The sequence below is a fragment of the Calothrix sp. NIES-2100 genome, assembly GCF_963875285.1.
Lineage (GTDB): Bacteria > Cyanobacteriota > Cyanobacteriia > Cyanobacteriales > Nostocaceae > Aulosira.
In genome coordinates this window covers 2,787,107-2,801,822 of record NZ_CAWNLA010000001.1, presented here as the reverse complement: position 1 = coordinate 2,801,822, position 14,716 = coordinate 2,787,107, and the positions used below count along the sequence as shown (strand labels likewise).

Here is a 14,716-nt window from a genome sequence, read left to right as displayed (position 1 = left end):
TTTCATCCAAGCTTTAAACTAAATTTCATCTAGCTCAGTAGATATTCTGAAAATCATTCAATAATTTATCGCTGCACGCTGCATTGATGCGGTACGAATTTGGCTGTGCATAATTTAGCAACTTGAATATGAACAATAAAATGATAAGAAGCGATTTCTTCACCTATATCAAACCCAAATTTAAGCTTTACACTTTAACCTGCTTACTGAGTGTAGTTTTATTATCCGAGTCAGTGGGGGCAAAAGCCACATTTAAACAGACGCAAATCGCCCAACAGCCAACCACAACACAAGATGCAACCCGCGCCGCAGCAGAAAAACTCATTGATGAAGGGATCGCACTTTATAAACAAGGTACAGCAGAATCACTGAAACAAGCAAGAGAAAAATGGCAACAAGCGCTGATATTGTGGCGTAAAGCGGGGGATAAACAATGGGAAGCTGTTACACTCGTTTGTATTGGTAGAGTTAACTCCGATTTAGGGGAAAAGCACAAAGCATTGGAATATTACAACAATGCACTACCACTGTATCGGGCGGTGGCCGACAAGGGTGGGGAAGCTATCACCCTCAATAATATCGGGCTAATTTACAACGCATTAGGGGAAAAGCACAAAGCATTGGAATATTTGAACAATGCACTGCCACTGTATCGGGCGGTGGCCGACAGGGGTGGGGAAGCTGAGACCCTCAATAATATCGGGCGAGTTAACTCCGATTTAGGGGAAAAGCACAAAGCATTGGAATATTACAACAAAGCACTGCCACTGTATCGGGCGGTGGCCGACAGGGATGGGGAAGCTACTACCTTGAATAATATCGGGGGAGTTAACTCCGATTTAGGGGAAAAGCACAAAGCATTGGAATATTACAACAATGCACTCCTACTGAGGCGGGCGGTGGCCGACAGGGCTGGGGAAGCTGCTACCTTGAATAATATCGGGAGAGTTTACCAAGCATTAGGGGAAAATCAGAAAGCATTGGAATATTACAACAATGCACTGCCACTGTGGCGGGCGGTAGGCGACAAGGGTGGGGAAGCTACTACCTTGAATAATATCGGGGGAGTTTACTCCGAATTAGGGGAAAATCAGAAAGCATTGGAATATTACAACAATGCACTCCTACTGTATCGGGCGGTAGGCGACAAGGGTGGGGAAGCTACTACCTTGAATAATATCGGGGGAGTTTACTCCGAATTAGGGGAAAATCAGAAAGCATTGGAATATTACAACAATGCACTCCTACTGTATCGGGCGGTGGGCGACAGGGATGGGGAAGCTACTACCCTCAATAATATCGGGCTAGTTAACTCCGATTTAGGGGAAAAGCACAAAGCATTGGAATATTACAACAATGCACTCCCACTGTATCGGGCGGTGGCCAACAGGGGTGGGGAAGCTGTCACCCTCAATAATATCGGCGCAGTTAACTCCGATTTAGGGGAAAATCAGAAAGCATTGGAATATTACAACAATGCACTCCTACTGTATCGGGCGGTGGCCGACAGGGGTGGGGAAGCTGGCACCCTCAATAATATTGGCTATGTTTACTCCGAATTAGGGGAAAAGTACAAAGCATTGGAATTTTACAACAATGCACTCCCACTGCTGCGTGCGGTAGGCGACAGGGGTGGGGAAGCTGTCATCCTCAATAATATTGGCTATGTTAACTTCGATTTAGGGGAAAATCAGAAAGCATTGGAATTTTACAACAATGCACTCCCACTGTATCGGGGGGTAGGCGACAGGAGTGGGGAAGCTGTCACCCTCAATAATATCGGGCTAGTTTACGACGATTTAGGGGAAAAGCACAAAGCTATTGAATATTACAGCAATGCATTCCCACTGAGGCGGGCGGTGGGCGACAGGGGTGGGGAAGCTAGAACCCTCAATAATATCGGGCGAGTTTACGACGATTTAGGGGAAAAGCAGACAGCATTGGAATATTACAACAATGCACTGCCACTGTATCGGGCGGTGGGCGACAAGGGTGGGGAAGCTACTACCCTTGGTAATATCGCCAGTCTAGAACGCGATCGCGGAAATCTCCAAGCATCTCGCACCAATGTAGAAGCTGCTATCAAAATTATCGAAGAATTACGCACTAAAATTGATAGCAAAGATCTCCGCAGTTCTTACTTCGCCACTCAGCAGGATGCTTACAAATTCTACATCGACTTGCTGATGGAACTGCACAAAAAATCACCATCTCAAGGATACGACGCATTAGCCCTGCACTACAGCGAACGTTCCCGCGCCCGCAGCCTTATAGAATTATTAAACGAAGCAAATGCCAAAATCAAAAAAGGCGCAAACCCAGAACTAATACAACAAGAACGGGATTTACGTCAGCAAATTGATGCTAGAGATACGCTGCGGCAAAATTTACAAACCTCAGCAAATAAAAACGACACCATCACCAAAGCTGCTATTCAACGACTGAGCAAAGAAATCACAAATCTCCTCAGCCAATATCAGGAAGTGCAAAACAAAATTCGTACTTCTAGCCCAGCATACGCGAAATTGACAAACCCTAATCCTGAAAAAGATATTCTCAAATTACCGCAAATTCAACAACAACTCGACAAAGACACCCTACTTTTACAATATTCCTTGGGAAAAGAACGCAGCTTTGTGTGGGTGGTTTCTCCAAATTCTCTCGACACTTACGAACTTCCCAAACAACAAGAGATAGAGAAAAGTGCCATCAATTTATTTTGTTTAATTAGCGAGAACACTTCTAAACCCCCTTCTGCAACTGATAAAGAAGATGCTTGCGCTAATCTCAAAACTCGGCGGATTGATGTCGCTGCTAAAGAACTCAGTCAACTGATTCTCGCACCAGTAAAAGATAAATTGGGCACAAAACGCTTAGTCATTGTTGCGGATGGTGCTTTGCAATATATTCCCTTTGCGGCTTTAGTTGATTTAAATTCTCAACCGAGTTCTACACCACCACGAGAAGAAAAACCAAAAGATATTGTCTGTCATGGAGGTGGTATTAGTCTCTGTTCACCACCTGAGCCGCAGAATTGGAATTATCAACCGCTAGTAGTCAACCATGAAATTGTTAGTCTGCCTTCTGCATCAACGATCGCATTTCAACGTCAACAAATCGCCAACCGTAAACCCGCACCAAAAGCTTTAGCCATCCTCGCAGACCCAGTATACACCGCTAAAGATCCGCGAGTTACAGCGACATCGACAAAATCCGCTAAAACAGAAAAATCTCTACAAAGTTTAGAATTAGAACTCGAACGTTCTGCCTTAGAACGTTCCGCCAGAAGTTTGAAACGGGAAGGTTGGGAAAGGTTAATTAACACTGCAACGGAAGCCAAGGAAATTTTAAAATTAATCCCAGGCGGAAGCAGCTTCAAAGCTTTAAATTTTGATGCAAATTACAATTGGGCAACGAGTAGCGCTTTAAATCAATTCCGCATCTTACATTTTGCCACTCACGGCTTTGTCAATCAAGACCAACCGGAGTTATCGGGGATTGTACTGTCTTTAGTTGATCAACAAGGTAAACCCATCAGCGGTTACTTGCGGTTAGCAGATTTATTCAACCAAGATTACCCAGCAGAGTTAATTGTCTTGAGTGCTTGTGAAACTGGGCTGGGTAAAAACATCAACGGTGAGGGATTGGTAGGCTTGACACGCGGGTTAATGTATGCAGGGGCGGCGCGGGTGGCGGTGTCGTTGTGGCAAGTTAGCGACAAAGGGACATCAACATTAATGCAAGAATTTTATCAACAAATGTTGCAGCAAGGGAAAAAGCCGGCTGAGGCGTTACGTGCGGCGCAGCTGAAGTTATGGCAAGCGGGGCGTAGTCCGTATGAATGGGCGGCGTTTACGGTGCAGGGGGAATGGCGGTAGGTCACTTCGACTTCGCTCAGTGACCGGGCGGTTTGAGTTGGCTCAGTGACCGGGCGCTTCGACTGCGCTCAGTGACCGGGCGGTTTGAGTTGGCTCAGTGACCGGGCACTTCGACTGCGCTCAGTGACCGGGGGGATGAGGGGGAAGTTTGGGGAGGCGATCGCATTGGATTGGATCATAATTAATTGCGGCGAGGTACAATCTATATGTATGGACGCGATCGCTTTTTTGTTAAACGAAGCGGAAGATATAGGGGTAGCGATAGGAGACATCGCGATCGCTTAAAATTTTCACGATGGCAATAATCGGCATGATAATACTGATTAGCCCCAACCCCATCAACAGAAAAATCCCAATTCCCACTATGACCAGCAAGCCAAAGATAATTCCATAAATATAAAGGTTGATATGAAAATTTAGGGATTCTCTGGCATTGTCTTTCACAATCGGGTCGTCGCTGATTAACAAAATTGCAATGGGTATGCCAATAGAGACAATTGTAGAGCTAAAAAATATCGCTCCATGACTTAGGGCAGATAACAGCTTGCGTTGTGAGAAGTCTTCCATGACTCCATCCCTCCGGTTTGGTTCACCCCTTGATTGTATTGTTGTAAGTTGCAAGTTGCGATCGTTCTCTAAATATAATTCCTCATGATCTACAAAGATAAGGACTGAAGTCCTTACTACATTAATGTGAAGTACTAACCCCTAGAGTAAAATTTCTCCCACAACCACCCCAATAAACTCAAACCTAATAACAAGGGTGTTAACCAATCTCCCCAACGCACATATAAGGTTTGTGTTTGTCTTTGATAAATTGTTTCGGCATGGATTTGATAGGTATTATATCCAGATATCCACAAGGTTCTACCGTGAGGATCGATAAAGGCTGAGTATCCTGTATTTGTCGCCCGCACTGACCATCTATCGGTTTCAATCGCCCGCATGATATCCTGTGCATGGTGCTGGTATGGCATGGCGGCTGTAAAATGGGCATCGTTGGAGGAACTGAGGATAAATTTCCCTCCGGCTGCTGCTTGATGGCGAAATTGCTCAGGAAAGGCTGATTCGTAACAAATACCGACAATTACACGTCCAAAGGGGGTATTAAATATTTGATTGGGTGAACCGGGAACTTGATGTTCATCCAGTGGTGAGAGGCGTTGAATGATTTGTCCTAAAATCGCCTCAAAGGGGATATATTCGCCCAATGGTACTAGTTTGGTTTTGTCGTAGCGGCTAAAAGCTTTACCGTTACCTGTGTAGGTAAATAAGCTATTGGTATAACTGCGTCCTTGTTCGCCAAAAGCGCCAATCCAAGCAATTACGCCTTTTTCTTTGACTGCGGCGATGATGGGAGTTGTGCTTAAGTCACGCTGGAAAAAAGGTAAGGCTCCTTCTGGGGTAAGGACGGCATCGACACCTTGATCTGCTAAATTTAAATATCCATTGGTGTAACCTGCGATCGCTCTTCGTAATCCTTCTGGTTTGAGTTTAATAATGTTGGGAATGTTACCTTGAACAATTCCTATTTTTAAGGCTTGTTCTGGGGGTTTGGTGAGGGGAAGGCTGTATAAGCTAAAACCTATTAGGTGTAGGGTGATGAATAGTCCGGCTGCTAGTGCAAAGTATTTATTAATGAACCGCAGAGGCGCAGAGGACGCAGAGGAAGAGGTTTTGCGGTGAATCCAGGTTTCGGCAATTAAGCCATTGACGGCGACAATTGCGGCTGTAATGGCATTTGGCCCAGTGAGTTGTCCGAGGTGTAAAATTACTAAATTATGCGGGCTTTGAGTGTATGAAAGATAACTCCACCCTAAAGCGCCAGCACTCCAAAGTCCTTCTAATCCGCACCAGATGGCTGTGCCAATTAAGACTCGTAAAAGCGGCTTTTTTGTGGCAAAACGCACCATCAAAGCTGCCCAAGCAGTGGCGATCGCCGCGCCCCAAAGGGTAACGAATGTCCAACAGAAGGCGGTAATTGCTAAACTCGCCAACCAGGGGACACCCAACCAATTCATGGGATGGATGCCGGTAATCCAGAATAAAGCTAAACCGTGATAACCGATACCCCAAAGTAATGGTAAAAGCAAGAATTTTCGCTTTTTACCTTCTAATTGTGTACTTTGTTTGACAACCAATACCCACAGGGGGGCGAGGGCGATCCACGCGAGGAACCATGCACCGACAGGGGCTACTGTCAGCCCCATAAATACGCCGCTGATGAAGGATGAAGTGTAAAGGCTAAAGGATGAAAATAGCTTTTTTATTGGATACTTCATACTTCATCCTTCATCCTTCATACTTCATTCTATCTCCTCTAATTCACCTGTATCGCCAGTATCAGGAGGAACTATAGCTACTCCGGTGATGGCATCATCTTCGTCAAGGCGCTGTACTCTTACGCCTGTTGCCGATCGCGATTGTACGGAAATTGCATTCACGGCTTGCCGAATAATAATACCGCGATTGGTGACCATCATGATTTCATCATCGCTATTGACAATTTGCAAGGTGGCTAATTTGTCTTTGGTTTTGCGGTTTTTGAATTTGGTTGCCATTAAACCTTGACCGGCGCGATTTTGCAACCGGAATTGGCCTACTGGGACGCGCTTCCCATATCCACCCATTGTAATTACCAACACCCAAGGGCCAGTACTAGCGATCGCTGCTACTTCTGCGGATTCTTCATTTTCGACCTCTTCGACTTCGATGATTTCTTCGATGTCAATTTCGGCTTCGGTTTCGGTTTCTGTAACTGTACTCAAGGTGTCGAGAATGGCTGCGGGGAGGATATCCATCCCGACTAATTCATCACCGGCTTTTAGTTTCATGGATTTTACACCACGAGTTGCCCTACCTAGAGGACGCAATTGTTCGTGGTTACATCGAAAGTGAATTGCCATTCCATGACGAGAACCGACAATGACACTATCTTCTACTCTAGCGCGTCGTACCCAGCGGAGTTGGTCGCCTTCTTCTAAGGAAATCGCAATTAAGCCGTTAGCCCGGATGTTACTAAATGCTTCCAATACGGTTTTCTTGATATTGCCACCTTTGGTGAGCATTACCAAGAATTCTTCACTGCTAAACTCATCAACTGGGACAATGGAGGTAATTTTTTCTTCCTTGGGAATGGGCAACATTTGCACAATTGGTGTGCCGCGACTGGTACGGGAACCCACAGGAATTTGATAAGCTTTCAGACAGTAGACGACACCGCGATCGCTAAAAAACAGAACGCTGTCATGATCGCAGCAAGTCAGGAAATGTTCAATGGTGTCATCATCTTTTACCTTAGCCCCTGCTTTGCCTCTGGTAGCACGGCTTTGCGCTTCAAAGGTGTTGACTGGCATCCGTTTGATGTAACCTTGCTCTGTTAGCAAAATGATTGCTTTTTCATTGGCTATCAAATCAAGGTCGTCGATGTCTCCTTCTGCAAGGGTAATTATCGTGCGTCGGGGTGTGGCGAAGCTAGTTTTGATTTGCGAAACTTCGTCTTCAATAATTGTCAGCACTCTTTCCCGTCGTGCCAAAATATCTTGCAGGTCGGCTATTTGTGCTTGTAAATCTTCGTGTTCTTGACGAATTTTATCTGCTTCTAGGGCTGTTAAGCGCCGCAGTTGCATCTGTAAAATGGCATCGGCTTGGACTTCCGAAAGCCCATAGGTGGTAATTAGTTCACCTTTGGCTGTGGGTGCATCGGATGCATGGCGAATTAAGTTGATAATTTCATCTAAATGTGCTAAAGCAATTAATAAGCCTTGTAAAAGATGGTCGCGTTCTTCGGCTTTCCGCAGTTCGTAGCGTGTACGGCGGTTAATTGATTCAATGCGGAAATCGAGGAATACTTCTAAAAATTGCTTAATTGTTAATGTTTGGGGTTCGCCATTGACCAAAGCTAGCATATTCGCCCCAAAGTTAGCTTGCAGTGGGGTTTGCTTGTAGAGGTTATTTAAGACTACTCGCGGATAGGCGTCGCGCTTGAGTTCGATGACGATGCGCATTCCATCGCGATCGCTTTCATCCCGAATATCTGCAATTCCCTCGATGCGTTTATCATTCACCAACTCGGCGATTTTTTCAATTAATGCTGCTTTGTTGGTTTGATAAGGCAATTCGGTGATGATAATTGCTTCTCTTTCCGGTCGTCCCCGTTGTTCAATGGTTTCGATGTTAGCTACGCCGCGCATGGTAATTGAACCGCGCCCGGTGGTGTAAGCTTCTTTAATCGCCGCCGTCCCCAACACCTGGGCCCCTGTGGGAAAATCTGGCCCGTGGATATACTGCATTAACTGGAGATCGGTGATTTCTGGATTGTGAATCAATGCCACTAATCCATCAATCAATTCGCCCAAATTATGCGGCGGGATGTTAGTTGCCATCCCCACGGCAATTCCCGAGGAACCATTTAATAGTAACTGGGGGATACGGGCGGGGAGAACTGTGGGTTCTTGTTGGGAACCGTCGAAGTTATCAATAAAATCTACGGTTTCCGATTCGATATCGTGCAGTAAAGCTGTGCCAGTTAAAGCTTGCAAGCGACATTCTGTGTATCGCATTGCCGCTGGCGGATCGTTATCCACAGAACCGAAGTTACCATGCCCGTTGATTAAAGGCGATCGCATGGAAAAATCCTGCGCCATCCTTACCAAGGCATCATATACTGCCGTGTCACCGTGGGGGTGATATTTACCCAAAACTTCCCCAACCACACGGGCACATTTCCGAAACGGGCGATCGTGCGTTAAACCTAGCTCGTGCATTGCGTAGAGGATGCGACGATGCACAGGTTTCAGACCATCCCTGGCATCTGGCAGCGCCCGACCCACAATCACACTCATGGCGTATTCCAGATAAGACCGGGACATTTCGTTCCGCAGATCTGTCGGGATAATCCTCTCCTGTGAGGTTGTCATAACCTAAAAAACTCCAAAAATCGCAGATTTTAGCTCTTATATTTAAGAAATTGGAAATTTGTTCCAATTTACTCCTAAATAATTGCTATATTCTGGTACAATTCTAGCATATATTGCTTTTTCTTGCCGGGAGAGGTAAGTCAGAGGGCTAGAAAGAAACCTGACTAGGGAATGGTCAATCACTGTATCAAAGAGGCTTCTGGCTGAGTGTTAAGCACATCTAACTAAAAAGCCTGCCAAATATAAGCAATTCAAAATTCAAAACTCAAAAATAAAATAACGATTACACAGCAGGCATTAGAGCTACTGGAATTCAGTCAATAAGATGTGTGACAGAGGAATTATCTTCACTTAACTATAGACATTACAGAGCAAATATTAGATAACTAACTAAATTATTTGCATCAGTTTTTACTTTGATAACTTTTATCTTTATCGGTTGAGGCTCCCATGACTTTCCAACAATTACGAATTGGTGATTATTTTCGGATACCGGGTATAAGTTTTGGTTGCGTGTATAGAAAGGCTAGCAATTTATCTTGTAGCCGGAATTCTCTATTACAGCCGATTCGTCCAGCAACAACAGTAGTACCTTTGAATCAGGCACAAATTGCTAAACATATAGCAGAAAAGCAAAATTTCTGGAAAACTTTACAGGAATACTAGTTTTATTGGCGAAACAGTCGTCAACCAATTTGGGATTTGGGATTTGAGATTTTAGATTTGCTCCACAACTAAATCTGGAGGCTGGTAATATCAGGGAATGATGTGTCAAAAGAGAATTGGCTGATATATCCCCAAGTAATCAGGGAAAGAAAGATTGAAAATATCCAGGAAACGTGTTAGCAGTACATCGTCACATCTTCGCCACACTCATCTGCTAAATAAGTTAAAGCTTTGAAGCGTAGTTCCACAAACTGTTCGTAGAAAGGATTGAGTTTACATAGGGGAGGAATGTAAACAAGAGTGCGATCGCAGAATTTAATTTCCCGTTCAAAAGGACAACTGGCGGGAATCATCGTGCAGACGAACCGCGCTAATCGGGAATTTTCTATTTTCAAAGATTCAAGGCGTTGACGGACTGGTTGTAGTAGCACCTTGAGCAAATGAATTGCAGTGGATTTTTTGGTAAACATCATTTTCTTAGTGAATAAACTTGTGTGGGAGTGAGTAAGACTTTTTCCATTAAAAGTTGATCGGAATCAGAAGTATCTGCCATAATTACAGCTTTCGTATGCTCATGCAGCAAAATTTTACCTTGAGCATCAAAACTAAAGTCTTGGCTAGGAATAAATCCTTTATTAATCAGCTTATTGAGGATAAATTTAGTGACTTGTGCTAATAACTGAGCATAGGGTTTCCAACCAGATAAATTATCTAAAACCCAGTGAAATGTCTCAATATTGGTTATAGACAATTCTAGTACTGCTGCTGTTAAAAAAGATTCTGTATATTGAAAACCCATGTTACTGTTTAGCTGAGTTACCCAACATTCTGCTAATTTTTTATCTTTAAAGTTTAAAATGTAGATTGCTCTTTCTAGATGAAAGTGAAATAGTTCTAAATCTTCCATATTGCACCAATGAGTCACAGCAAAGAAAGGTAACCAACTCGTCCAAAAAGAGAAAGAAGGGTGGAGGTGAATTTGTTCTCCACCCTGCATAATGGTGTTATCAAGTTGGTGGTTTTCTACTTGCTTTTTACTTTAAAACTCAAAAATGCAGAAATTGTGCAGATGAAAAGAAGTTGGAAAAAATTTTTTGAGACTACCAGTTGAGAGCCGCTGCGATCTGAGCAGGTAACTTCATCGCTTTGAAAGGTTTGGTAATGATGGCTTTGACTGCGAGTTCAGCAAATCGCCGTTTTTCGGTGGCTTGAGCTTTCGCCGTCAGCAAAATCACGGGGATTGACTGAGTGGCAGGATTCGCTTGTAATGCTTGAAAGGTAGCAATTCCGTCCATATCCGGCATCATTACATCCAAGAGAATGGCATCTGGCTGTTCAGCAACTGCCTTTGCTACTCCCTCAATACCAGAAGCAGCGGTGGAAACTTGCCAAGCACCTACTGTTTTCAAAGCAAGTTCAGCTACTGCCCGGATATCATATTCATCATCAATGATGAGAATGCGTTTTGTAGTCATTTGTCATTTGTCATTTGTCATTTGTCATTGGTACAAGACGCGAAATTTCGAGTCTGTACAATAGTTAGTTGTCATTTCTCCGTATCTCCCTTTCATACATGGCGATGAAAAAATTTTCATCAGGCTGCTTTGTTCACTCTTGGCTGAGTTCGTTATGATTGCCAATCATGCGGTTGAGTAAGTTAATTACTCGCTGCTCAAATTCTTGGGGAGTAATGCGCCCTTTGGTAAAGAATAGAGTTTGCCCTAATTTTAAACGATCGCGATCGCTCTCATCTAAATCACGGGCTGTGTAGACAACTAAGGGCACTTGGCACAAACGTTGATGTTGGCGTAGCCAATCGACAACGGCAAAACCGTCGTTTTCTGTCAATCCTAAATCTAGTACCAACAAGTCAGGCATAATGTTCTGGCTGATCTGTATCGCTTCCCTTCCAGTTTGGGCATAAAAGGTGGCGATACCGTGACGATTAAACAGGGCAATGAGTACCTGTGCTAAATCTAGGTCATCTTCGATAATTAAAACTTTGATACATTGATTTTGGGTCACCGTAGCTTTTTCTAAGGCTTGACACAACAACTTGGAATTGGGGGGTTTGACAATCCAATCGCTAATACTGTGGGGCAAAATTTTATTGGCATCGGGTAACAAACCACTGAGAATGATCACAGGAATATTTTGGGTGTGTGGCTGCTGTTTGAGAATTGCTAGGGTTTCCCAGCCATCCATTCCCGGCATCATCAAGTTGAGAATAATTGCATCAGGATGATATAACTTTGCTTGCTCTACAGCTTCTTGTCCCGATGCCGCTACCATAACGCGGTAACCCTGTCGTTCTAGCATGGTTTGCACGACAACCCGAACCGAGGGATCATCATCACACTCGATTACTAAAGGGGAGAGTGGGGAAGCCATATTTGGCATCATCATAAAAGGGGAGAGATTTTCTTGCTCTTCCCGATCCCTTTGTTCGATTGTTCTCGTTTGTGCTTCTGAAAGCAGTGGCAAAGTAAACAAGAAACTGCTGCCTTCTCCCAAGGTACTTTCAACCCAGATTTGCCCGTTATGATGTTGCAAAATACTGCGACAAATAGCTAAACCTAAACCCGTTCCTCCCTTTTGGCGGGAGTCGGAAGCATCAACTTGTCCAAAACGCTCAAAGATAGATTCCAGTTTATCAGCCGGGATACCCCGACCTTGGTCTTTGACTTGGAATTGGATTTGTTTTGTGGCTGCTGAAATTTCCGCACTCAACCAAATTGTTGCTCCTGGGGGGGAAAATTTAATTGCATTGCTGAGTAAGTTGGTAAAAACTTGAATTATCCGGTCGGGATCAGCCCAAATTGGCGCTGATAGGGGAGAAACTAATAATGTTACCCCAGCTTGCTCTACCATTTCCTCAACGGTTTCTACTGACTGCGTCATCAAATCGCCAGCATCGCAGAGTTCCTGAGTCATTTCTACCTTACCTGATTCGATGCGTTCGATATCCAAGATGTCGTTAATTAGACGCACCAACCGCTCTGTATTACTAGCAGCAATATCTAACATCCGTTGCGCTTCTTCAGGTTCGGCTTGCAATACACCACCTGCTAATAAATCCAACGCACCGGCAATCGAAGTCAGGGGTGTGCGCAATTCGTGACTGACTACGGAAACAAATTCATCTTTGAGGCGTTCGATTTCGCGGCGATCGCTAATATCTTTCATAAAGCAATAATGCCCGATGAATTGCTGCTGTCGGTCGTAGGCTTTCACCATCACCACCTGTTTATCAAACACCGATTTGTCTTTGCGCACACCTCTAGCTTCTACTTCCACTTTGCCGGTGGTGAGCATTTGTTGATAGGCTGCATTCAATGTTTCTAAATCTTCCGGGTGGACGGTTAATACCCATTCCATACCAACCATTTCCTCTGGTTGATAACCAACCGCACTGGCATAAGCTGGATTTATCTTCAGATAACGTCCCTGAGTATCTAACTGGGAAATACCTTCAACTGCACTTTCTAAAGCCTGACTAAGGTGGCGAAGTTCTTCTGAGGCTTGTTGACGCTCGGTGATATCGTTATTAATCTCCAGAATTCTCTCAACTTTACCTTGCTCGTCGCGCTGCAATGCCCAACGACTGGAGACGATAACAGGGGTTCCATCACGTTTAGTGTGTATGAGTTCACCTTCCCAACGTCCGGTTTGCAAAAGTTGAGCTTGAATTTCTGTCATTGGCTGAGGAAATTGGGTTTGCAGGAATTCATGGGAAATTTGCCCAATTGCTTGGGCTTTCGTCCAGCCATACATCTCTTCTGCACCGCGATTCCAAAAGGTAATCCTGGCGTTGGCGTCGCGGACTACGATCATGTCGTGAGTCAAATCGAGGAGAAATGCTTGTTGTTGTAGTTCTTCTTCTGAGTGCTTGCGATCGCTAATATCTTCAACTACATAACAAAATCGCGGATGGCTACTGCGATCGCTATTAATTGCCGAAACTGTCGCTAAGAGCCATTTCTTAGCTGTGGGTGTCTCGTGAGCATATTCAAAGCGAACTGGAGCATGGCTGCGTTCGGCGGCGCGGTAATATTCAATCCACTGGTTGATGTAATTTTGTGGCGCACCCATTTCGCTGGCTAGCCGATTTTGCATCGCCGCTGATGTCATACCGTAAAATTTCGCGGCGGCGGCATTATCAGAAATATGTAAAATGTCATCATCGATCACCTCCACAACTCCCATCAGCATTGGTGCGCTGTCAAAGAAACTGCGGAGAGTGGCTTCACTTTGGCTGAGTGCTGCTTCTGCTAAAGTGCGTTGCGCAGCTTGCCGATAGGCATCGCTGATATCGCTGCCAATGCCGAGAAAGCCTGTAATATTGTTTTCAGCGTCACGCAAAGCTGTGACTGACAGCAGCACCGGAAACCGCGAACCGTCTTTGCGGATGTAAGTCCATTCGCGCTCATCTACCTGCCCAGATCGCGCCTTAGCCACAAATACCTCAAATCCCGGCTCAATAGTCACACCCAATTCTTGAGACAGTTCTTCTGCCACTTTCACAATTTCATCCCTGTCATGGATAATTGCTGGAGTTGTTTTCCCAACTACCTCATGGGCAGCATACCCTAGCCATTCTTCCGCCGCTGCATTAAACGTGAGGATGATACCTTCTGGTGTGGTGGAAATAATCGTGTAGTTAGCACTATTTAAAATCGCCCGTTGCAGTGATGTCATCTGCCTGAGCTCTGATTCTATGCGCTGGCGTTCAATAATTTGCTTTTGCAGTTCTTGATTAGTTGTTTCTAACTGGGCTGTAGTCGGCATTTCTAGCGCTATAGGCAATAATTTCACCAGTAGAAGCGCTGTGTAAACCGAAATCATTGCCGTAATTGCTTTAATCGCACCGGTTACCCAATAATTTGGATACCAAAGTGTCCAAATTGACATAATATGAGTTGTGCCACAAGCAACTATAAAAGCGCTAAATAGCAGAAATACTCTTTTTAAAGGAAACTTACTGCGCTTGTGGACGAAATAAAGCAACGTCAAAGGAATCGAATAATATGCCAGGGCAATAAGAGCATCAGACAATACATGTAACCATACCAGCCCTGGATTCCACAGATAACAATGCCCGTGGGGGATAAAGGGGCTTGAGGTCAAAAATGTGTGTAATAGTTTTAACATATAGGCTCCTATTGGGCATGGGGCATTGGGCATGGGGCATTGGGCGGGGCAGGGGTATTAAGGCTTGTTAACGGAGCTAAGGGACTGATAAATAAAAAATAA

At 44.5% G+C, this 14,716-nt stretch carries 9 protein-coding genes; 2 read left to right on the top strand and 7 right to left on the bottom strand.

The window, feature by feature from the left end:
• Positions 1 to 128 precede the first annotated feature (128 nt).
• Entirely contained in the window at positions 129 to 3,878 is a 3,750-nt protein-coding gene (locus AACU32_RS12010) for a CHAT domain-containing tetratricopeptide repeat protein (protein WP_339377806.1), read from the top strand.
• A 231-nt stretch (positions 3,879 to 4,109) separates the two neighbouring features.
• Here the strand turns inward: AACU32_RS12010 and AACU32_RS12005 are convergent, their stop codons facing one another.
• The 3 genes from AACU32_RS12005 to gyrA form a co-directional block, all read right to left on the bottom strand.
• On the bottom strand, positions 4,110 to 4,445 hold the full coding sequence (locus AACU32_RS12005) for a DUF4870 domain-containing protein (protein WP_096599770.1): 336 nt from the start codon (positions 4,443 to 4,445) through the stop codon (positions 4,110 to 4,112).
• Between the two features lie 134 nt (positions 4,446 to 4,579).
• The gene (lnt, locus tag AACU32_RS12000; protein WP_096599769.1) at positions 4,580 to 6,160 is read right to left on the bottom strand and encodes an apolipoprotein N-acyltransferase; all 1,581 of its coding nucleotides are present in this window, start codon (positions 6,158 to 6,160) and stop codon (positions 4,580 to 4,582) included.
• Between the two features lie 24 nt (positions 6,161 to 6,184).
• Complete coding sequence (gyrA, locus tag AACU32_RS11995; RefSeq protein ID WP_096599768.1) at positions 6,185 to 8,797, bottom strand: DNA gyrase subunit A; 2,613 nt, start codon at positions 8,795 to 8,797, stop codon at positions 6,185 to 6,187.
• A gap of 450 nt (positions 8,798 to 9,247) precedes the next feature.
• On the opposite strand from gyrA, the gene AACU32_RS11990 reads away from it, so the two are divergent.
• A complete protein-coding gene (locus AACU32_RS11990; protein WP_096599767.1) occupies positions 9,248 to 9,463 on the top strand; it encodes a hypothetical protein in 216 nt (71 codons plus the stop codon).
• Positions 9,464 to 9,639: 176 nt separating this feature from the next.
• On the opposite strand, the gene AACU32_RS11985 is transcribed toward AACU32_RS11990, so the two are convergent.
• From AACU32_RS11985 to AACU32_RS11970, 4 genes are all read right to left on the bottom strand, one after another.
• Positions 9,640 to 9,933 (bottom strand): Mo-dependent nitrogenase C-terminal domain-containing protein, encoded by a 294-nt coding sequence (locus AACU32_RS11985; RefSeq protein ID WP_096599766.1) that lies wholly within the window; start codon positions 9,931 to 9,933, stop codon positions 9,640 to 9,642.
• Positions 9,933 to 10,460, bottom strand: a complete 528-nt coding sequence (locus AACU32_RS11980; RefSeq protein ID WP_339377804.1) for a hypothetical protein — start codon at positions 10,458 to 10,460, stop codon at positions 9,933 to 9,935. Before AACU32_RS11980 ends, AACU32_RS11985 begins: the two co-directional genes overlap by 1 nt.
• Positions 10,461 to 10,563: 103 nt before the next feature.
• Complete coding sequence (locus AACU32_RS11975) at positions 10,564 to 10,938, bottom strand: response regulator (RefSeq protein WP_096599765.1); 375 nt, start codon at positions 10,936 to 10,938, stop codon at positions 10,564 to 10,566.
• 133 nt (positions 10,939 to 11,071) lie between these two features.
• Complete coding sequence (locus AACU32_RS11970) at positions 11,072 to 14,614, bottom strand: PAS domain S-box protein (protein ID WP_445223171.1); 3,543 nt, start codon at positions 14,612 to 14,614, stop codon at positions 11,072 to 11,074.
• Positions 14,615 to 14,716: the final 102 nt, after the last annotated feature.